At 55.3% G+C, this 21,182-nt stretch carries 19 protein-coding genes; 13 read left to right on the top strand and 6 right to left on the bottom strand.

The window, feature by feature from the left end:
* Positions 1 to 37 precede the first annotated feature (37 nt).
* Entirely contained in the window at positions 38 to 595 is a 558-nt protein-coding gene (locus HALO_RS18365) for a cytochrome b (RefSeq protein ID WP_035577052.1), read from the top strand.
* A gap of 23 nt (positions 596 to 618) precedes the next feature.
* On the opposite strand, the gene HALO_RS18360 is transcribed toward HALO_RS18365, so the two are convergent.
* Positions 619 to 2,439: a diguanylate cyclase gene (locus HALO_RS18360; protein WP_050713818.1), complete on the bottom strand. Its 1,821-nt coding sequence runs from the start codon at positions 2,437 to 2,439 to the stop codon at positions 619 to 621.
* 171 nt (positions 2,440 to 2,610) lie between these two features.
* Positions 2,611 to 3,477 (bottom strand): LysR family transcriptional regulator ArgP, encoded by an 867-nt coding sequence (locus HALO_RS18355; protein ID WP_050713817.1) that lies wholly within the window; start codon positions 3,475 to 3,477, stop codon positions 2,611 to 2,613.
* A 208-nt stretch (positions 3,478 to 3,685) separates the two neighbouring features.
* Between HALO_RS18355 and HALO_RS18350 the strand changes: the two genes are divergently transcribed.
* From HALO_RS18350 to HALO_RS18330, 5 genes are all read left to right on the top strand, one after another.
* Positions 3,686 to 4,984 (top strand): imelysin family protein, encoded by a 1,299-nt coding sequence (locus HALO_RS18350; RefSeq protein WP_092490867.1) that lies wholly within the window; start codon positions 3,686 to 3,688, stop codon positions 4,982 to 4,984.
* A gap of 107 nt (positions 4,985 to 5,091) precedes the next feature.
* Positions 5,092 to 6,579, top strand: coding sequence for a di-heme oxidoreductase family protein (locus HALO_RS18345; protein ID WP_035577058.1), 1,488 nt, complete (start codon positions 5,092 to 5,094; stop codon positions 6,577 to 6,579).
* A 38-nt stretch (positions 6,580 to 6,617) separates the two neighbouring features.
* On the top strand, positions 6,618 to 7,640 hold the full coding sequence (locus HALO_RS18340; protein ID WP_035577061.1) for an imelysin family protein: 1,023 nt from the start codon (positions 6,618 to 6,620) through the stop codon (positions 7,638 to 7,640).
* 3 nt (positions 7,641 to 7,643) lie between these two features.
* Positions 7,644 to 8,732 (top strand): DUF1513 domain-containing protein, encoded by a 1,089-nt coding sequence (locus tag HALO_RS18335; protein WP_050713815.1) that lies wholly within the window; start codon positions 7,644 to 7,646, stop codon positions 8,730 to 8,732.
* A gap of 217 nt (positions 8,733 to 8,949) precedes the next feature.
* Entirely contained in the window at positions 8,950 to 10,602 is a 1,653-nt protein-coding gene (locus HALO_RS18330; protein WP_035577065.1) for a multidrug ABC transporter permease/ATP-binding protein, read from the top strand.
* Positions 10,603 to 10,608: 6 nt separating this feature from the next.
* On the opposite strand, the gene fhuF is transcribed toward HALO_RS18330, so the two are convergent.
* From fhuF to HALO_RS18315, 3 genes are all read right to left on the bottom strand, one after another.
* A complete protein-coding gene (gene fhuF, locus HALO_RS18325; RefSeq protein WP_035577067.1) occupies positions 10,609 to 11,397 on the bottom strand; it encodes a siderophore-iron reductase FhuF in 789 nt (262 codons plus the stop codon).
* Positions 11,398 to 11,559: 162 nt separating this feature from the next.
* Positions 11,560 to 12,327: an ABC transporter ATP-binding protein gene (locus HALO_RS18320; RefSeq protein WP_035577068.1), complete on the bottom strand. Its 768-nt coding sequence runs from the start codon at positions 12,325 to 12,327 to the stop codon at positions 11,560 to 11,562.
* Between the two features lie 198 nt (positions 12,328 to 12,525).
* Complete coding sequence (locus HALO_RS18315; protein ID WP_050713814.1) at positions 12,526 to 13,323, bottom strand: inositol monophosphatase family protein; 798 nt, start codon at positions 13,321 to 13,323, stop codon at positions 12,526 to 12,528.
* 407 nt (positions 13,324 to 13,730) lie between these two features.
* Between HALO_RS18315 and HALO_RS18310 the strand changes: the two genes are divergently transcribed.
* The gene (locus HALO_RS18310) at positions 13,731 to 15,905 is read left to right on the top strand and encodes a TonB-dependent siderophore receptor (RefSeq protein WP_092490866.1); all 2,175 of its coding nucleotides are present in this window, start codon (positions 13,731 to 13,733) and stop codon (positions 15,903 to 15,905) included.
* Positions 15,906 to 15,951: 46 nt separating this feature from the next.
* Here the strand turns inward: HALO_RS18310 and HALO_RS18305 are convergent, their stop codons facing one another.
* A complete protein-coding gene (locus tag HALO_RS18305; protein WP_157693185.1) occupies positions 15,952 to 16,899 on the bottom strand; it encodes an ABC transporter substrate-binding protein in 948 nt (315 codons plus the stop codon).
* 336 nt (positions 16,900 to 17,235) lie between these two features.
* Between HALO_RS18305 and HALO_RS18300 the strand changes: the two genes are divergently transcribed.
* From HALO_RS18300 to HALO_RS18275, 6 genes are all read left to right on the top strand, one after another.
* Complete coding sequence (locus HALO_RS18300) at positions 17,236 to 17,751, top strand: RNA polymerase factor sigma-70 (protein WP_035577079.1); 516 nt, start codon at positions 17,236 to 17,238, stop codon at positions 17,749 to 17,751.
* Between the two features lie 267 nt (positions 17,752 to 18,018).
* Entirely contained in the window at positions 18,019 to 18,237 is a 219-nt protein-coding gene (locus HALO_RS18295) for a FecR/PupR family sigma factor regulator (protein WP_231896749.1), read from the top strand.
* Between the two features lie 254 nt (positions 18,238 to 18,491).
* Positions 18,492 to 18,737 (top strand): MbtH family protein, encoded by a 246-nt coding sequence (locus HALO_RS18290; RefSeq protein ID WP_035583099.1) that lies wholly within the window; start codon positions 18,492 to 18,494, stop codon positions 18,735 to 18,737.
* Complete coding sequence (locus HALO_RS18285) at positions 18,727 to 19,467, top strand: thioesterase II family protein (protein WP_050713812.1); 741 nt, start codon at positions 18,727 to 18,729, stop codon at positions 19,465 to 19,467. The genes HALO_RS18290 and HALO_RS18285 overlap by 11 nt, the downstream gene beginning before the upstream one ends.
* Positions 19,445 to 20,125 (top strand): 4'-phosphopantetheinyl transferase family protein, encoded by a 681-nt coding sequence (locus tag HALO_RS18280; protein ID WP_035583102.1) that lies wholly within the window; start codon positions 19,445 to 19,447, stop codon positions 20,123 to 20,125. Before HALO_RS18285 ends, HALO_RS18280 begins: the two co-directional genes overlap by 23 nt.
* 31 nt (positions 20,126 to 20,156) lie before the next feature.
* Positions 20,157 to 21,158 (top strand): TauD/TfdA family dioxygenase, encoded by a 1,002-nt coding sequence (locus HALO_RS18275; protein WP_050713811.1) that lies wholly within the window; start codon positions 20,157 to 20,159, stop codon positions 21,156 to 21,158.
* Positions 21,159 to 21,182: the final 24 nt, after the last annotated feature.

Here is a 21,182-nt window from a genome sequence, read left to right as displayed (position 1 = left end):
ACTAAAAAGCCAATGCATTGGCAGTTAGGAGCACTACATGCACGAACTGGATCACTATATCTACCCGCATCGGGTGTTGCACTGGCTGGTGGCGGGCGCAGTGTTGCTCTCTTTGGCCAGCGGTTTAACGTTAGGCTTTTTGGGCTATGAGCGCACCGTTGCGCTAGTCGGCAATATGCTTACGAACCTGCTTTATACCAGCCATAAAACGCTGGGGGTGTTGATACTATTGCTAATGACGCTACGTATTATTACCCGACTGGCCTTTGTGGTGCCCGACCATGAACCGCCTTTAAACGCCTTTGAGCGAGTAGTCAGTACCAGCGTCCATCATTTGCTCTATTTAGCACTCATTATCATGCCTTTGTTGGGCTGGGCAGCAACGGCAAGTGGCGGATTTCCCGTTGAGTTTTTCCACTGGCATTTGCCAGGGTTAATTGGCGAGCGCGAGCAGCTATCTGAACAGCTGTTTATGTGGCATGAGCGCCTGGGGTGGGCCATTTTAGGCTTGGTGGTACTGCACGTCGCGGGGGCCATATTCCATTGGAAAATCAAACGCGATAACGTGATGAAGCGTATGAGCCTGTTTGATTAACGGCCATTGAAAATGGCTAAAGACTAACCCGCCGAGCCGTAGCGATAGCACTCTACTGCTTGGCGAGATTTGACAGCGTACATATGGCTATCGGCTTCACGCAGTAAACTCTCTAGCGTGGTGTTGTCTGTCCCCTGGCAAGTGCTAACGCCGATGCTTACGCCCACACTGACTCGTTCGCCGCAGGGGAGTTTGATCGGTGAGCGAATGGCTTCCCCGATACGGGCCTGAATATTCTCAAGCGTATCGTCGGGCTCAATATTCTCCATGATAATAATGAACTCATCGCCGCCAAAGCGTGCGCAGTGATCACCAACACGCGCCAGGTTAGCGATGCGCTTAGCTATTTGTTGTAATACAAAATCTCCTGCCTCATGGCCGTAGCAGTCGTTAATGGGTTTGAAACGATCAAGATCGAGCATCAGTAACGCCAAGCGCTGACCAAGTTGACGATTACGCTCGAGAACCTCTTCGGCGCAGCGCGCCAGGCCGTGACGATTTAATAAACCGGTCAGCATATCGCCGTTGGCTAAATGCTCCAGTGCTTTAGTGCGGGCGGCGACTTTTTGCTCCAGCACGGCTTCCTGCTTTTTAAGCGCAGCTAACATAGCGGTTTGAGCACGCTCTTTTTGCCGTTTAAGTTTGTTAAAGCGTGATGCCAGCGCAAACGAAAGCAGCAACATTTCTAGTGCAGAGCCAATTTGAATCCCGTGAAGAGTAATAAAATTGGCGGGTAGTACGCCCAGGTTGCGCAGTGCAAAGACACCTGCCCCCAGCAGAAATAGCGACCACGCAAACACGAACAGCCTAGCGCTGGGTATGCGTCGCAAGCTGCAGTAGCTGCCGCATATCAGCAGCAGTAAGGCTGCCATAAACCCTGTCACATCCATGAGGTGAAGCGCCGCAGGAATGGGTAGCAGCAGCGACGCGATAACGGCCAGCCAGCAGTAGCTGCGAAAGGTGTTCAATACCTGATGCCAGCGTGGGCAGTATGTCTCGGTGTTAAGAAAACTCTGCGCAAACAGCGTGGCCATGGTGGAGGCAAAGGTGAAGCCGAGTGCCACCAAGCGTGACGTGTTTTCACCTAAAAAACTCCAAAACATGAGAGTGCCAATGCCGTTAAACGCCAGGATGGCAAGCCCAAAGCCCGCGACGAATAGCGAGTAGTGAAGAAATACGCGCTCTTTGAAGCCAAAAAATAGCAGTAAATTATATAAGCCCATCGCCAGCAGCATGCCAAAGTAAGTGGCCAGCCAAAAATTATGTCGGTCGTTTTGGGTATAAAATGCCTCGGGTGCTAGTAAGTTATAGCTAAGCATCTTGCTGCCTGATGCAGCCACATGGGTATACAGCGTGACCGTTTCATGGGCGGCTAGCTGARGGGGGAAAACCGCCTGCCGGTGGGCGAGCGCACGCTGTTCAACGGGAACCGCACTGCCGCTTAGTTGCACTTCGCTTAGCTGCACTTCGCTGCGCTGTTGGCGAAACGTATAAAGGGTAACGTAATCCAGGAACGGGTACTCAAACTCCACCACCCAGCTCTGGGGATCCGGCGAATCGTTGCGCACTTGGGTGCGCAGCCACACATCACCGCGGGTATAGCCGAAATTTAAATCTTTGGCTTGGTGGGTGGGCTTAAAGGTACGCGGTTTTGCGAGTAAATCGTTAATCGATAAAGACGGTTCGTCGGCGTGCCAGAACTCGTTATAAGGGGCAAGCGAATAGCTCGCCTGGCTTGGCGATGCGGATAAAAGAGTGTTTGCCTGAGCCCGCGGAATAAACAAAACCGCAAGCAGCAACAATAGGCCAGTGTAAACACCCGTCGTTAAACGTATTGCATGCATAGGGTATCGCTTTTTTCGTTTTATTACCCCGTGCGCTGTTCCCTGGGTTCCCTTGCCCGCCGGGGGCGCTAATTCGTCGACATAGCGCTAGCTGCTTAAACTACCTGTGTCGCGATCAGCTATTTGAGTGTAGTCGGCTTTGGCAAAAGATAGCGTTTAAAACCCTCATACTTAATACATGATACGACTCAATTGCTGGGTAAGCCGTTGGATTAACTGGCCGCTGTGGCGCCAAAAATGCCAATAAAGAGGCACTGCTAAAGAGTGGCCGGGAGCAACMCTGGTCAATTGGCCACTTGCCATTAATTCGCCGACCTGTAGTTGGGGCATCATGCCGTAGCCGATCCCGGCCGCGGCCAAGCGTACAAACCCTTCTGAAGAGGGGCAGAGGTGGTAAGGAAAGCGGCCATGGTAACCGCACAGGGCGAGAAACTGGTGCTGCAACTGATCATGGGGGCCGAAGACGATGGCCGGGGCCTTTTGAAAAGCTTCAGCGTTGGGTCCATCCGGGAAGTGTCGCGCCACATAATCGGGTGAGGCGAGCGGATGGTAGTGCATTTCGCCCAGCGCCACACAGCGTGCTCCGGCAATCGGCTGTGGTGTTGCGCACAGGCAAGCGGCTACATCGCCATCGCGCAAGCGCTTGAGCCCGACATCCTGGTCTTCGATCACCAGATCCAGCAGCACTCCCTCCTGCTGGCAGATATGTGCGACGGCCTCGGCCCACCAGGTGACCAGGCTATCTGCATTGATAGCGATACGCAGTCGCGGAGCCTGGTCATCCAGCGTGGGCAGAGAGCCCCGCAGGTCACGCTCTAATAGCTGGACTTGTTGGTAGTGGGTCAACAGCCGCTGGCCCGCAGGGGTGGGGGCTAAGTGCGGGTGGCGAATCAGCACCGGCTGGCCCAGGCGAACTTCCAGTGCCTTGATGCGCTGGGAGACTGCCGACTGCGAAAGCCCCAGCACGTCGCCTGCGCGCTCGAAACCGTCGCACTCCACTACGGTCGCTAAGGCGTGAAGCAGTTTGTAATCCAGCATAGCGGTATTCCCAGAGCAGCAAAAAGTGACGTAAAGCAAAAAAAGAACGAATAAACCCGGCGGTGCGATTGATATGAGATTAAATAGGATTGAGTCTCATAAGCCAATGAATTACATTTCAGATTGGGCGCAACATCCCATCCTAGCGAGATGACTTAGCACTTTATTTTAGTCGTTTCTGTAACGCCATAGCCTAAAGGACACTGTAATGCCCTCCATCATGCTCCGTCGCCCTCTTGCTGGCATCGTTGCGCTTAGTGCGCTGATGCCTTTTGCCCCAGTTGCTGTCGACACCGCTGCTGCTGACGACACCGTTAGCGCTGACGCCGTGGTTAAACACTACGCCGATCTGGCTTATGCCAATTACGCCGATGCACTGAATGCTGCCCAAGCATTGAACGAGCGTATCGACGAATTGCTCGCCAATCCCACGGCCGAAACCCTGAGCGGAGCCAAGCAAGCCTGGTTGCAGGCGCGGGTACCTTATCAGCAGAGTGAAGTGTTTCGTTTCGGCAATGCGGTGGTCGACGATTGGGAAGGGCAGCTAAACGCCTGGCCCTTGGACGAGGGCATGATTGATTACGTCGAAGGCGATGACTACCAGCATGAGCTGGGCAATAAAGGCGCCACGGCCAATATCATTGCCAACGAGCAAATCAATGTTGGGGGCGAAAGCCTGGACGTTAGCGAGATTACCCCGCAACTCCTGGCCGATCTTAATGAAATCGGCGGCTCTGAAGCCAACGTTGCCAGCGGCTACCATGCCATCGAATTCTTGCTGTGGGGCCAGGATCTGCATGGTTTTGAGGCAGGCAACGGGGAACGTCCGGTCAGCGATTACCAAACCGGCGATGACTGCACCCACGGCCACTGCGACCGTCGCCGCACTTATCTGGACGCGGTGTCCGACCTGCTAGTCGATGATCTTGAGTGGATGGTGGCCCAGTGGGCGCCGGACACCGAGGGCAATTACCGCCAGGAGCTGCTGGCGGAAAGCGACCAGGAAGGCTTGCGCCGCATGCTGTTCGGCATGGGCTCACTGTCGCTTGGCGAGCTAGCAGGTGAGCGCTTAAAAGTCGCTCTGGAGGCCAACTCTTTTGAGGATGAGCACGACTGCTTCAGCGACAATACCCACAACTCCCACTACTACAACGGCCAGGGTGTTCAGAATATCTACACCGGCAGCTATCAGCGCCTAGACGGCAGCGTGGTAGATGGACCTTCGCTGCAAGACCTGTTGGCTCAAGAAGATAGCGAGCTTGCTGACACTCTGGGCCAGCAGCTTGACGCCAGTATGGCGCGCCTTGATGCGATCAAACAGGCGGCAGAAACTGAGAGCTCGCCAATGGCCTTCGATATGATGATCGCGCCGGGTAACGTGAAGGGCAGCGAGTTGATCAACGGCGCGATTTTAGCGTTGGTGGCGCAAACCGGCTCGCTTGAGGAATCCGCTGGCGTGCTTGGGGTGACATCTCTGCAGCCCGATGACGCCGGTCACCAGTTCTAGACCGAACTAGCGTCTACCATGAGCCGCCGATAGTTCTACTATCGAGCGGCTCTGTTGCCTTTTATCGAATGGCTCGTATTCAGTAACATCCTTCTCAAGGTATCACCATGTACCGCTTACCCCGGTTTATTATCCTAGCCAAGTGGGTGCCCTGCACATTAGCCAGAAGCAGTTTCTTGCTGGCCCTGTTGGTAGCACCCTTGCAGGCAGCCGAGTCATCTATACAAAATGAATCGCCTACTCAAAATGAGCCACCTACCCAAGATTATCCCCTCCAATCGACACCCATGAGTGGCGGCGATGGGTCGGTGGAGCAGTTTGACCATAACGCTTATTCGCTGCCGCTGGGTAATATGTCGATGACCAAACGGCTGGATTTCAGCGTGGGTAATAGCTTCTTCCGTAACCCTTGGGTGGCGGCTCCCGCCAGCACCGATGCCCGCGACGGCCTGGGCCCGCTATTCAATACCAATAGCTGCCAAGGGTGCCACCTCAAAGATGGTCGCGGCCACCCACCAGCCGGTGATGAAAACCCCATCGCGCTATTCCTGCGCCTTTCGCTACCTTCTCAGCAAGCGGAGCCCGAGATTCTGGAACAGCGCGGCGCGCTTCCGGTGCCCAACTACGGCCTGCAGCTACAAACCGCGGCGATTTCCGGCGCGCAGCCAGAGGCAAAAATGTTGATCGAGTATCGTCCTCGAGAGGTGACTTTTGCCGATGGCACTAGCGTTACCCTGCAGGCGCCGTTTTACTCGATTGCCGAGCCCGCCTACGGTGAGTTGCCCGAGGATCTGCAGACCTCGCCGCGGCTGGCTCCGCCGATGATTGGCCTGGGGCTGCTGGCGGCAATTCCTGAAGCCGACCTGCTGGCGGCCGCCGACCCTGACGACGCGGATGACGACGGCATTTCCGGGCGCGCCAATCGGGTTTGGGATCTGCGTACCGGCAGCACCGTTATGGGGCGTTTCGGCTGGAAAGCGGGTGAACCCAGCATTGAGCAGCAGGGCCTGCACGCCTTTGCTGGCGATATGGGGCTGACCTCCAGTTTGGTGCCGCAGACCGACTGCATGGAGAGCCAGGGCTGCGATGATTTTCCCAACGGAGGCACGCCAGAAGTCAGTGATGACGTGGCCGACTTTGTGACCTTCTACGCCTCCAGCCTGGCAGTGCCGATGCGCCGCGATATGGATGACCCGGCGGTGAAGCAGGGTGCCGAAAGATTCAATGCTTTGGGCTGCGCCAGCTGTCATACCCCTCGCCATCGCACCGCTGCGGATGCCGCACGCCCGGCTCTAGCGGATCAGATAATATGGCCCTATAGCGACCTGCTGCTCCACGACATGGGCGACGCCCTGGCCGACCAGCGCAGCGAGTTCAAGGCCGATGGCCGCGAGTGGCGCACCCCGCCGTTGTGGGGAATCGGGCTGGCGCAAACGGTAAACCCTAGAGCGGGCTTTCTTCACGATGGCCGTGCTCGCACCCTGGAAGAGGCGATTCTCTGGCACGGCGGTGAGGCGGAAGAGGCCACCCAGAGCTATCGTGACTTGCCTGAGGATCAGCGCGCTGAACTCATTCGCTTTCTTGAATCCCTATAAGTGTTGCTGGAAGGCTTAATTGCCAAGGAGTTTATGTGATGGCTACGTTTCGTCGGCTGGGTTTGCTGGCCTGTGCACTTTTGGCTGCACCGCTATCTTTTGCTACGGAGAACACCACGCCGCGGGATATATGGCACGGCGCGGTAGAGATGCAATATGCCGAACTGAGCGTCGCCTCTGAACGCCTGGAGACTAGCGCCGTGCGTTTCTGTCAGAGCCCCGACGAGGCACTAAGGCAGCGGTTAGAAAATGACTGGCTGAGCGCCTATCAGGCCTGGCAGGCGGTGCGTTTTATACAGTTCGGCCCCGTCGAGCAGAACAGCCGGGGCTGGCAACTCCAGTTCTGGCCAGATCGCAAAAACCTGGTAGGCCGCAAGGTGAACGGGTGGTTAAAAGCAACCAGCGCGTTGGATGCCCAGGTGATTGCCGGCGATAGCGTGGCGGTCCAGGGCTTTCCCGCCCTTGAGTACTTGCTTTATGACGACGCCATGGATGGACAGGCTCTTAGCGATCCTGCCGCCTGCGACTTGATGCAGGCCATCACGACGCATATCGCGGATACCACAAATGCGCTGCATCGCGACTGGCAGGCCTTTGGTGAGCACTATCTTGGCACCTCTGACTACACGGAAACCACCTTGGCCAGCGCCATCCAGGCCCTTGAGCTCCTAGAAGATAAACGCCTTGGGGAACCCATGGGCCTTAAGGGCGCCCCCGCCAACGGCTACCTGTCCGAAGCTTGGCGTAGCGGCAACTCGGTCCGTTTGGTAGAGAGCAGCCTGGAGGGCCTGCGTACCGGCTTCTTGCCGGGCCTTACCGCGCTGCTGCGCGAGGCCGAGGCACTGCCGCTCGCCGAGGCATTTCGTGACCAGCTCGATAAGACGCTCGCCCAGGCCCGCGACCAGCCGTCGGGCTTAGTGCTTGCCCTGGACGACGAAGCGGCGTTTCGCGGTCTACAGTCGCTTTACCTCGATATCAGCCAGTTACGCCACCTGCTGGGTAATGAGATCGCTGGTGAACTGGGGCTGGTGCGAGGCTTTAACTCCAGCGATGGGGATTAAACCATGCAGCGACGCCAGGTTCTCAAAGTGGGGTTGGGCAGCGTCGCCATGGCGCTGACCCCGTTAAGCTGGGCGCTGCCTGCGCGAGAGGAAGCCGCTTGGCTGTTCAGCGCGGTCGACGACCCCAGCGGAGGGCATTACATCGCCGGGGTGGCATTGGATGGTGAGACCCGCTTTATGATCGAGGTGCCCGAGCGCTGCCACGGCGGCTGTTTACGGCCTGACTCCCSCCAGGCCGTATTGTTCGCTCGCCGCCCTGGTACACGGATGCATGTGATCGATGGGGACAGCCGCCAATTAGCCCACACCCTTGCGGCTGGGGAGGGCTACCACTTCTACGGGCATGGCGTGTTCGACCTGAACGGGCGCTATCTGTATGTCACCGCCAACCGCTTGGAGGACAGCGCCGGGCTAGTGCGCGTTTACGACGCTGACAACGACTACGCCCATGTGCGCGATATGCCGCTGGRCGGCATTGGGCCCCATGAGCTGAGGCTGATGCCGGATGGTGACACTCTGGTGATTGGTTTGGGGGGTATCCAGACACACCCTGACTACGGCCGGGTTAAGCTCAACCTGGACACTATGGCACCAGCGCTAATGCTGATGGATCGTAACAGTGGTGAGGTACTGGCCCGTCACGAACCTTCACACCACCAGCTCAGCTGCCGTCATCTCGACGTGGCGGCGGATGGTACGGTGATCGCGGGTTATCAGTTTGAAGGCCCCGAGTGGGAGACCCACCCACTGATCTGCCGACTGGATGCCCAGGGGCACTTCTCCGAACTGTCGCTGGCCGATGAAGTCACCGCCAGTCTGAAGCACTACACTGCCAGCGTGGCGTTTAGCCGTGTTTCTGGCAATGTCCTGGTGACTGCCCCTCGCGGCAACCGGGTACTGCTGCTGGATGCCGCACAAGGCAATCTTGTCGCCAGCCTGGCACTCCCTGACGCCGCTGGTGCCCGCTGTGATGGCAATGGCGGTTTTCTGGTCTCCTCCGGCCAGGGCGGGCTCTATCGAGTAACGCCTGACTTGGCGATGCCTGAGCTACTCGCCAGCCTGGAACTCCGCTGGGATAACCATCTGACTTAGCCAGTTAGACATAGCCAGTTGAAACCGCTCTTAGGAATAGCTCTTAGGAATAGCTCTTAGGAATAGCGCTTTGATATGGTTTTTGAAATAGCTCTTTGAGATAGCCCTCTGAAACAGGCTGTCAGACCACCGGTTTGAAGCCATTATAAATGACGTCTTCTTGGTGAGCGGTGCTGCTGGTAGACTTCAGCGCTCTTTACAGAAGGCAAGGAGCCCCATGGAACTGCTGCGCTTAGTATTTCATCACTACCGCTGGCCCTTTTTAGGCGCCATTGCTCTGAGCCTATTGAGCGCTGGCTTAGGGGTCGGGGTGATTGCCTTTATCAACCAACGGCTTATTGAAGTAGGCAGTATGGCGGCGTTGCCGCAATTTCTCGGCCTGCTGGCGGTGCTCCTGGCAGTCACACTCAGTACGCAATTGGCGCTCACCGTGCTGGGGCACCACTTTGTGTTTGACCTACGCTCGCGGCTGGTGAAGCGGATCCTCGACACCGATATTGAGCGTTTGGAGCAGTTGGGCAACGCCACCTTGCTTGCTAGCCTGTCCAGCGATGTGCGTAACATCACCATTGGCTTTGTGCGTCTGCCGGAGCTGATTCAGGGCGTGGTGCTAACGCTTGCCTCGGTGGCCTATTTGGCATGGCTTTCGCCGCAAATGGTGGTGATCACCGTGCTGTGGATCGCGTTCACCATGGGCGTGGGTTGGGTGCTGGTGTCGCGGGTGTATCGCCATTTTCGCCTCGTGCGTGAAAGCGAAGACAGCCTCTATAAAGATTTCCAGGCAGCCATTGAAGGGCGCAAAGAGCTGGCGCTGAACCGCGACCGTGCCCGGCGCTTTTATGATGAGCGCTATACCGCCAATGCCCGTGACTACCGTCACCACATTATCCGCGCCGATACCTACCACTTAAGCGCTAACAACTGGTCTAACATTATGATGTTGGGTGCCATCGGGGTGGTGTTTTTCCTCTCTAATGGATTGGGCTGGGCGAATACCACGGTGGCTTCCACCTTCGCGCTGACGCTGCTGTTCCTGCGTACGCCGCTGATTCAGGCGGTGGGCGCTTGGCCAACGCTGATCAGTGCCCAGGTCGCGTTTGATAAATTGAGCAGCCTGGAGCTAGCCGAGTACCAATCAAGCTTTGCCGTTGACGATACGCTGGCCGATTGGCAGCATCTGGAGCTGGAGGAAGTCACTTATCACTACCCGGACACTGCCCAAGGCGAGGGCTTCCAGGTGGGGCCGCTCAATATGACCCTAGAGCGCGGTGAGCAGGTGTTTCTGATCGGCGGCAACGGCAGCGGTAAGTCGACCCTGGCAAGGCTACTCTCGGGGTTATACCGCCCCCAAAGCGGCACTATTAAGATTGATGGCGAGGTGGTCACTGCTGCTCAGTGGGAAGCGTTCCGCGCTCGCTTTGCCAGCGTTTTTACCGATTTCCATCAGTTTGATCAGACCATGGGCCCTGAAGGCCTGCCTGCTGACCCGCAGGTCGTTGATACCTGGCTTGAGCGACTGCAGATGCAGCACAAATTGCAGTGGGAGGGTGATCGCGTCATCAACACCCAGCTCTCCCAAGGGCAGCGTAAACGCTTGGCACTGCTACTAGCGATTGCCGAAAAACGCGATATCTTGCTGCTCGACGAGTGGGCGGCGGATCAAGACCCGCAGTTCCGACGGCTGTTCTACCGCGAGCTATTACCGCACTTAAAAGCGATGGGGAAAACTGTGTTTGCGATCAGCCACGACGACAGCTACTTCGTCCACGCCGACCGATTGCTGGAGATGTCGAAGGGGCAATTAAGCGAGCTGAAAGGCGAGCAGCGTGCGCGAGCAAGTGAAGATGCGGTGGCGCAAATAAATATCTAAACCGCTTTAACGGGCGGCCTGTTTGGCGCGTTTGCGCGCCTCCAGGTCGCAGCCCTCAAGTGGGCAGGTACCGCAGGTATCAAACTCATCCAGTAAGTAACGCAGGCAGCAGAGCTTGCGCACCCGCTTAACCTCCTCACTCCCCTTAGGCGTAAAGTAACGCACCGGCTGAAACAGCGGGTTGCGCTTGCCGTTGGGCAGGGTGCGTGCTTCCAGCAGCGACTTGGCTGCTTCAAACGCCTGCCGATTAGCCAGTGGGTGCTCGCCTAGCGCATTGACGTAAAAATCCAGATAGCCACCGGCATTGCTCCAGAACACCCGCTGAGCGGCGCCGGAGATGGCCGCTAATTGCTCAATTAACGGTGCCCAGTGCTGCTCAATCAAAGTAGCAAAACGCTCAAAAGGATCTTGCGTGGTTATCGGGGTGCCTTCGTGGGGTACCCACAGCCGCGAGGTAGCGCCTTTATCGTTAAAGAGAACCTGCATGTCGTCTAGCCCCACCGGCAAGTCACGGTTAAGCAGCAGATTGGCTGTCAGTGTGGGAACGGTTAGCGCGCTTAAGTGCCACTTCGACCAGATCGATACCACTGCCCGCTGGTCTCCGTCTGGGTACTGCCCAGCGAAACGGGAGAGATCCTCTTTAAGCCAATCGGCATTCCGCCAACGGGCTGTTTTGAACGCTTCCAGCGGTGGCGTTCCACCTATTAACGGCGGCGTAAAGTTCGCCAACGGCCCGGTGTAGCAGGACGCTAACGAAGGCTCGAACAGTTGTGGCTGACGCAGAGCAGAGGGCATCGCGAGGCTCCATCGCAGGTCTTTCAAACAAGGGCTTTCACATAGGKTTTGACACAGCACACAGGGACATGTGGCATTCAGCTTAATCGATAATGCGTATCAGTTGAAGCATTTGATTGCGAATGAGKGCTTTTAAAAAGTATCTTGCCTCGGACAATAGCGTTATTGCGCCACGGCGATATTGTGCTCTCCGTTGGGGTGTTTCATGACCTGCATCGGTAGACCATAAATAGCCTCTAAGGTGCTGTCGCACATCATATCGTTGGGGGCGCCGTGGGCGAGTAGGCGGCCGCTGTGCAGTGCCATCAGCTCGTCGCAGTAGCGCGAGGCCATGTTGATATCATGCAGCACGATAATAACCCCCAAGTTCAGCTCGTCGCACAGCTTGCGGATCAGCGCCAGCACTTCGATTTGGTGGGCGATATCCAGGGCCGCTAGCGGCTCATCCAACAGCAGGAAGCGGCTGCCCTGGGCGAGTAGCATCGCCAGCCAGACTCGCTGACGTTCACCACCGGAGAGCGTGTCGACCAAGCGGTCGGCAAAGGCCTCTGTGTGGGTCAGGGCAATGGCGCGATCAATGGCATCTTTGTCTTTCTGGGTGTGGCGGCCTAGCAGCCCGTGCCATGGGTAGCGGCCAAAGGCGACTAGCTCACGCCCGGTAAGACTTTCTGCACTTGGTAAATGCTGGGGCAGGTAAGCCACCTGACGGGCGAACTCACGATTTCCCCAGTCACTCAGCGGGCGCTGGTCAAAGTGAACCTCCCCCTGGCTTACTGGCTGCTGCTGGGCCATGAGCTTGATCAGCGTCGACTTACCCGAGCCGTTATGGCCAATCAGGCCGTAAACCTTGCCCTCATGAAAGCTGTGGTCAATGGGATTTAAAATCTGCTTACCATTGATTTCAAAGGTGGCGCCTTTGACCTCGAACATGAATGACTCCTAGCGATAGGGTTGATGATAATGCCTCCATTCTAGTGCTAATGGTTCTCATTTTTAACAAAAAAATGAAAAGATTTACGTGATAGAGGGTAAACGTCCTTGGGGAAAGCAGACGAGGGGTAGGTCTTAGGCGGTTAGCCTTTGCTTGATTGGCTAACCGATGCGATTAGAAATGACGTTGATCGTTTATCAGTAAGGCGCTAAACACGCTAGCAGTTGGCTATGTTTTTCGGGGTGTGCCGCAAGTAAACTGTTCCATTGAGCGGGGTTCGGCTCGCCAGTGAGATCCGTGACGGTGTAACCAGCCTCTCGGGCAATCACAATACCGGCGGCGATATCCCAAAATTCAAGCGCCGCGCCTTGAGACCAAAAGGCATCAAAGCGGCCTAGACTGAGATAGGCGATCTCCAGCGCCGCAGAACCTGGGCTGCGGATGCCAGCCACTTGGGGCATTAGCACGGCGAGTTGATTTATGGACGTCGTGAAGTCGCCTTTAGCGTGGTAGGGCAGGCAGGTGCTTACCAGCATCTCGTTCAGTGGGCGCGGTTCAGGCGTCGTGAGCGGCGTGTCGTTGAGGAAGACGCCGGTGCCAAGGCTGGCCCAAAGCATTTCATCAAGCAGCGGTTGATAGACAATGCCGATGATCAGCTCATCGCCCTTGGTAACCGCTATGGAGACCGAGAAGTGAGGCACCCCATGCAGAAAGTTGCTGGTGCCATCAAGAGGGTCAATGATGACGGTATAGTCACTATCGGTTGGCGTCAGCCCGCTCTCTTCACCTAGGAAAGCGATATCGGGAAAAGCGCTGTTGATACAGTCGATAATGATGTTCTCGGCGGCCGTATCGTAGTAGCTGACAAAGTCTGACGCCCCCTTTTGCTCAAAGGCAATTCTTCCCTTTAGCGAATACCCCTCGCGTAACAGCGCACCTGCCTCGTACGCCGCCTGTTTCACCGTTTCGAGTAGGTCATTGCTGCTATCAAGCATTGTATTTCCCCTGGGCATTCATCGTGTATTAGTGAATGGCAAAACTGTATCTATTCAATGTAACTAGCCATTCATGACACGGAGATGACAGTGATGATCTTCGCACTTTTAGCAGGGCAGAAACTAAGTCTGCTGGCTTTAAACGACCCCTGTATCCCTGATGGCATTCTGCATAGCGAGGTTCTAGTTCGAATGTTCTGTGCGGCGCGCTGTTCAAAACTGCTCTTCAGGTGAAAGAGCGGGAATAAGTAAGCGTTCTGAAAAAAGAGAATTTGCTTATGGTTTGAGAACGGGAAATGGCAAAGAGAACTTGAGGTGAGGAAAGTTTTTACCATAAAATGCAAATGATAATCATAATAATTTATTTTATTGAAAATTTATCAGCCTTTTAAAAGGGGAACGGTTGTATGCTCAAGGGAAAATACGCGCTGTATTGTCAAAGCGGGTTGTTGGTCGTCACATTGGTTGCGGTGCCAGTTTATTCAGCAGCTCAGGAAGAAGAATCGGTCTCCGAATTGGAGAGTCTGACGGTAACAGCAGAGCGAGTGGGGGCACAGGGGCCAGATGTGGGTTATCAGGCAGATCGCAGTCTAACGGCAACTAAAACTGATACCCCACTGTCTGAAACACCACGCGCCATTTCGGTGGTAACGAGGAATCAGATTGAGGATCAGGGAGCACAAACACTAGGTAACATTTTAGATTATGTGCCAGGTGTTAACAGTGCTAACTACCCTGGCGGTGATGCTCTGGCAGGCGATATTTTCTACATTCGCGGCATGAACCAAAGGGATTATGGTTACGGTACCTACCGCGATGGTTTGCGCGTGCAGTCCAATGCCTATGCCACTTCGGCCGAGCCTTATGGTCTAGAGAGAGTAGAAGTACTCAAGGGGCCGACTTCAATTCTGTACGGCGAAAACGTGCCCGGTGGGTTAGTAAACCTGGTCAGTAAACGCCCAACTTATGAACGACAGGGAGAGGTCAATCTTAGCTATGGAMCCCATGACCGACGGCAGTTCTCCTCTGATGTGTCGGGCGCTCTGAATGAAGATGGCAGCGTCCGTGGTCGAATGGTGTCCCTGATTCGCGAGGCTGATACGCAAATCAATAGCATGGAGGACGACCGGATCTACTTTGCCCCTTCGCTGGCCATCGATCTGAGCGATAGGGATACCCTGACATTGCTGGGACAATATCAAAAAGACAGCACCGAGATTCAATTAGGGCTACCGGCGTCGGGTACTCTGCTCGACAATCCAGGCGGTAAATTGAGCACCGACACCAACCTAGGGCACCCTGACTGGGATGGCTTTGAGCGGGAATTTTGGACATTAGGTTACGAATACGAGCACCGCTTTGATAATGATTGGACGTTTCGCCAAAACGGGCGGTATACGCGATCTCTGGTAGATCGGCAGGAAACCTGGTTGCAGTTCGTTGATGCAGGTTACGGTTCTAACATTGGCGCCTATAATCTTGATCGCGCCAACGAGTCTAGAATCTACTCCATTGATAACCAAGTGGTCGGCAATGTGACCACCGGAGCGCTCGAAAACACTATGTTGTTCGGCGCCAGCTTCGATAGGACGTCATTCGTACAGAGCCAGTATGCTAGTGACATTGCCAGTGGTGAATTCTATCTTATTGATATTTTTGACCCTCAGTATAGCAGCGAGCCGCAAACCTCCAGTCTCTCTAGTGATGGCGATCTAAAGCAAAATTTGGCCGGAACTTATGCTCAATGGCAGGGCAAAGTCGGCGGGTTGATTGCATTGGTGGGAGGTCGTTACGACTGGGCGGATAGTGAATACGATGATTATACTGCAGCTAATGAAGATACTCAGCGCTCCGACGAAGCATTCAGCTGGCAAACCGGGTTGATGTATCAGTTTGACAACGGCATCTCTCCTTACGTGAGTTACTCTACCACTTTCGTGCCGGTTCAACTTAACACTGAAGACAACTTCAAACCTATTACCGGCGACCAAGTAGAGCTAGGGGTGAAATACGAGCCGGAGGGTTGGAATACCCAGGTAACGGTTTCTGCTTATGACATCACTAAGCAAGATGATGTTAGCTACGACGGCAGCTCCGGTGACTATCGCCAGATTGGTGAGACACAATCCCAGGGTTTAGAAGTAGAGGTTAAGAGCGGTATTAGCGAAAGCCTGAGCCTGACTGCTGCCTATAGTTATATCGATGCCAGGATTGTCGAAGATGCCGGTTCGCGTTTAGAAGATGAGCAAATTACAGGGATTCCGCGTCATCAGGCCTCTGTTTGGGCCAATTATACTTTCCGGCAGGGGGCTTTGAACGGCCTGCAAACGGGTCTCGGTGTCCGTTACTTGGGCAAGTCCTACGCCTACCCGCCGGAGAGCCTAGATTATGGCACTCTAGAGGTAGGTAGTGAGACACTCGTTGATGCGGCCATCGGTTATGATTTTGGCAATAACTGGAGTGCCAATCTTAACGCCAATAACCTCTTTGATCGTGAGTATGTGGCTCGCTGTAACAACGGAGGGCGTTGCTATTGGGGGGCCGAACGCACTGTGCTGGGTACTGTGTCCTACAAGTGGTAGCGCATAGGCACTGAATTGGGTGTTTTAATCGCTCGCGCCGCATCGCCTATCTTAATGGCGGTGCGGCGCTTTCAAGAAGATGGCTGGCAAGACTGTCGGCAAAATGCAGTGCCGCAGGTAGGCCTCCCCAAGACCAGTAGTTAGTAGGAATAATGAGATAGTTGCCTTCTTTCACGGTTGGTAAATGCCGCCACTGGCCATCAGCGAGTAGTTGACGCTGCCCACCCGGAGGGTCGTAGGGGCTTTCAAGGAATATCATTTTAGCGTCGATGCTAAATAGAGGTGTCGCGCTAATGGTCGTCATCCCCCACTGACCTAAGTCGTCCTGCCAAGCGTTCTGGAGGCCAAGGCGATTTAATACCATACCTTCCACGCTTCCTTTGCCATAAACGCGGGCATGGCGCTCATCCACTAGACGTACCATTAAAACTGCTTCATCGATGCTATCAAGCTGGCTTTTTAAATCGTCAAAGTAGCGGTTGGTTTGCTCAATGTACTGCTCTGATGCAGCGGAGTCATTGACGAGGGTTCCAAGCTGACGCGTCAACGCCTCCMCTGCTTCCCAATGGCTCTGTCCGCTATTAATTTCGGAAAAGTTGTAAAGCGGATACTCCTTAACATCGGCAATTTCACTGAGCCTTGGCAATAAGCTGGTATGGGCGGGTGGTGAAATCAGAATATGCTGCGGAGGGTGGCTTGCCAGTAGTTCATAGTTTGGCAGAAAACGGTAACCAAGGTTAGTCGTATTAGGGATAGCGCCATCTTGACGTGAGTAGGTTTCGTATCCCTTTAGACCCGCTAAAAACCTCGGGGGATGACCAATCGCGTTGAGGGTCTCGGCAATGGCGAAATCAAACGTCGCTACGGGCGCTTCAATACTTCCATTTCCCGCCATTGACACGGTGCTCATCAATAAACTGATTAGCAGAGTACCCGATAATGCAGTGGTTTTACGGCGTACGTAGTGACAGAAAGTACCCTGTTGATATTCCACGATCATGCCTGTGTTTTGTGGATAAAAGCGTCATGGCGAATGTTTAAGTGTCCATATCTACACAGTCAGCCCAACGCGTCGACATCTTCCGTACGGAAGGCTATTTTAGCACGTGGTTAAGTGATAATTGTTTTTGTTTGCATTATGAGTATCTTTGCCGCGAAGTCAACGCTGCGCAGGCGCCAGGGGTATAAATGCCTCACACCGGCGCTTTACCAGCAGGCATATCGTTATAAAAAGTGAGTTAGCTCTCACCCGTTGACTTACCAGGCTATAACGCAAATAATAATTATTGCCATTTATTCCGTAGTGTTAATCAAGGCAGGAGGCCGTGCTGTGGATACCCAGACCTGGAGCGCTGAGTTAGAAGACATCTTCGTTAATCAGCGGCCCCGGCTCTGTTGTGTCGCCGCAAGAGTCTTGGGCAATGCTGATCAAGCCGATGATGTCGTGCAAGACGCCTATCTAAAAATTTCAGAGGCAACCACGCTTTTTGAGGTAAAGCAGCCCATATCCTACGTGTCACGGGTGGTGCGCAATCTCGCCATTGACCGTTGCCGTCGTTCCGTGTTTGAGTCAACGTTGTTTGCAAAAGAAGAGGAAGGGGATACCACCTCTTACGCGTCACACTCCCCAGAGGTGATCGCCATTGACCGCCAGGCCTTGGCACAGGTGGTGGACGCGTTGGACGAGCTGCCCGAGCGTACGCGGCGCGCCTTTGAGCTCTATCGTTCGGGAAGTCATACGCAGCGGGAAGTGGCCCACTTGTTAGGTATTTCCACCACGTTAGTTAATTTTATGATTCGCGATGCAATGACTCATTGCCGCCAGTCGCTACAAGGGAACCTCTGATTAACTATTGCGCTTGCCTATACGGCGTTAAAAATCGCCTCAAAATGCTCATTTACAGCTCGTAAACTCCGCTTTTTCGTTGATTTTTGCCTTGTCTAGCCTTCGCTCATTACGTTAATCAGAGGCACCCTAGGTCAGACGTTGCCAGATCGGTAAGCCCACGTTCCGTCCCTTCTTTGTTGTCGCTTTGTTACACTGTCAGCAAATAGCGTTGATAATATTACACGCTTCCCGAGACAGGTGTTCAGCAGGCAGCAGTAGCGAGGTTTGACAGTAACGATGGATAACGACAGCGGCGACGATGCCGTTTGGCAAACGGCGCTAGACTGGCTGATGCGCGAGCATGAAGAGACGTTGAGCGACGCTGATCGCGAGGCGCTGCATGCGTGGTTAGCGGCTTCTTCTCAGCACCGCCGAGTCTTTCATGAAGCAGAACAGCTCTGGATGCTAACAGGGCTGATCCCAAGCGGTGATGAGCGCAGCTGATAAGCCACTTTTTTTACTCTCCTCCTTCGATTTTCAGGCTAACTCAATGGTCGCTAGCTAACGCTGCCTCCCGCTGGAGCAATTTTTAGCCTGGCAAGAGTCATGCTATGCCGACGCCCTAGCGACCCCTCCCCCTATTTTTTCTACTTTCTTCCTTTCCAGCATTAAATTTTCTGGTTCCTCACTCGTCACTAAGTAATGAGAAGCAATTGCGTTTTATTTCTCATTCCTTTGGCAACGATGAGGTTAATTCCATGACAAGTTGTTTTGATCGTGAAGATGGTGTCTTCCGCGTATTAGTCAACCACGAAGAGCAGTACTCCCTCTGGCCAGAATGGAAAGCGATTCCCGCTGGCTGGACCGATACCGGTGTGCTCGGCGATAAGCCAACCTGCCTCGACTACGTCGAAAAGACCTGGACTGATATGCGGCCGCTGTCGCTACGCCAGTGGATGGATGCGCAGGCCAAAAGTGAGGCGGAGCAGGTGAATGCAGGTTAAGCGTTTAAGGCTGCTCTGCCTGCCCTGCGCCGGGGCCAGTGCCACCATGTATCTACGCTGGAAGCGCAAGTTGCCCGCCTGGGTCGAGGTATATCCCGTCGAATTGCCTGGGCGTGGCGAACGCCTGGGTGAGCCACTTATCGATGACTTCGAGACCCAGGTGGTGCGGCTGTGCGAAGAGCAGGCAACGCGGATGCGCGGTGATTTTGCCCTGTTTGGCCACAGCATGGGGGCGCTGCTGGCCTATGGCATGGCGGTACGCTTACGCGATGTGGGGCGCCCTCAGCCACGGATGCTATTCGCCTCAGGCAGCGCGGCGCCCTCAATGCGTGACTCAGAGCGCTTGGCGGGGCTTGATAACGATAAGGCCTTAATCGCAGATCTGCGCCAACAGGGCGGCACCCCAGAGGAGGTCTTCGAAAGCCCTGAGCTGCTGCGCCTTACCCTCGATATCTTGATGGCGGACTATCGCCTCTGCCGCAGTTTTCGCTATCGCGGCGGGTCGCCGCTTGCTTACCCACTGCAGGTACTCGCCGGGCGTGAAGACGATATTGAGCAAGAGCGTCTGGAAGCGTGGCAGCGGGAAGCCGGCGGGGCGTTCTCTTTAGACTGGTTCAAAGGAGGGCMCTTCTTTATTCGCCAGCAGCAACCGCAAGTGCTGGATACCCTAAGGCGGGCACTGGCCCGACGGCTCGAGGAGGTGCCTCATGCAGCGCCTGCGGTTAGCTGAAGGGGTGCCAGAGGGGCTTGAGGTATGGCGCTTAGCGCTCGACCTGAATGCCCCGGTAGCCGACGACGATGGCCGGCTGCTGAGCCGAGCCGGGTGGCAGCGCGCCCAGCGGCTTCGCCATCACGCCGATGTCGTACGCGCTGTGGCGACACGCGCTGCCCTGCGGCGACTGCTATCCGCGCACACCGGTATAGCGCCAGAAAAGCTGGTGTTCACTCAGAACGCTTACGGCAAACCCGAGTTGGAAAACGCTGATGGGCCTGCTTTCAATGTTTCCCACTCTGGCCATGTCGCCCTAATCGCGCTCGCTCCCGGCGGCTCGGTGGGGGTCGATATTGAGCGTCGTCGATCCGAGGCCGAACTGGCGCCGCTGCACGGGCTGGTGCTATCGCCGAGCGAGCAGCGCGACCACATTCGCGGTGCCACGCTGCCCTTCATGGAGCGCTGGGTGGTTAAAGAAGCGGTACTCAAGACCTTGGGTTTAGGAATCGCGGACCATCTGCAAGCGCTCTCGGTTAGCCCAGCGGCAGTGCCGCCTGCTAGTTACTGCCTTAAGCACTCGCTTCCCGTGTCATCACCTCTGCAGGCATGGCCGCTGCCAGCGCCGAGTGGCTATGCCGCTGCCCTGGGCTATGCAAAGAGCTATGCCCAGAGTTAACGCTACTCAACGACTTTTTAGGAGATCAATAATGGACAGCCAAAGCGCAACACCAACGCAACAAACCAACACCATATCCAAACGTCAGGGGCCTGCTGATTCGGAGCTGCCCATTATGATTTCCCCCMCCTATCCAGGGCAGCCGCTGCTGGAAGCCTTTGGCGATTTGCGTGCTGATATTGAGACGTTGGTGGCCAGAGTCGGCGGGGTGTTGCTAAGAGGCTTCGATGTTCCCTCCGTGGACGATTTTCAGCAGTTTGCTGCCGCCTTTGGTCATCCTCTGCTGAGCTATGAGTTCGCTTCTACGCCACGCTCAGCGGTTTCGTCAGGCATTTATACCTCCACCGAATACCCCGCCCATCAACATATTCCCCTCCACAATGAGCAGGCCTACACCCGCGAGTGGCCGATGAAAATCTGGTTCCACTGTGTCACCGCTTCCCCCGAAGGGGGAGAGACGCCGATAGCCGATAGCCGCGCTATTTACCGCCGTATGCCAGTAGAGATTCGTGAGCGCTTTGCTCCAGGCATTCTCTACGTACGCAACTACGGTGATTTCGATATGCCTTGGCAAAAGGTGTTTAACACCGAAGACCGCGCTGAAGTGGAGGCATTCTGCCAGCGCGCGGGTATTCGCTGTGAGTGGAAGCCCGATGGCGACCTGCGTACCACCCAACTGTGCCAAAGCATAGAGACTCACCCTGTCACCGGTGAGCAGGTGTGGTTCAACCAAGGCCATCTTTTCCATGTCTCCAACCTGCAGCCAGAAGTACGAGAGTCGCTGGAAGAGCTGCTTGACCCCGAAGACATGCCGCGCAACGTCTTCTTTGCCGATGGTAGCCCCATCGACGATGCCATCTTCGATGAGATCCGCGGCGTACTGGCCGACGAAACGGTGATGTTCCCCTGGCAGGCAGGCGATGTGCTAATGCTCGACAACATGCTGGTCGCCCATGCACGCACGCCGTTCAAAGGGCCGCGCAAAGTCGTCGTCGCCATGGCGGAAGGTCACGGCAACCTCTCCAAAGACTGAATACAACGGCTCAATCCCACGCCA

It is taken from the genome of Halomonas sp. R57-5 (genome assembly GCF_900070345.1).
In the GTDB taxonomy this organism is placed as follows: Bacteria; Pseudomonadota; Gammaproteobacteria; order Pseudomonadales; family Halomonadaceae; genus Vreelandella; species Vreelandella ventosae_B.
Note: the sequence above shows the minus strand (reverse complement) of the source record. Positions and strands in the feature narration are given on the sequence as shown.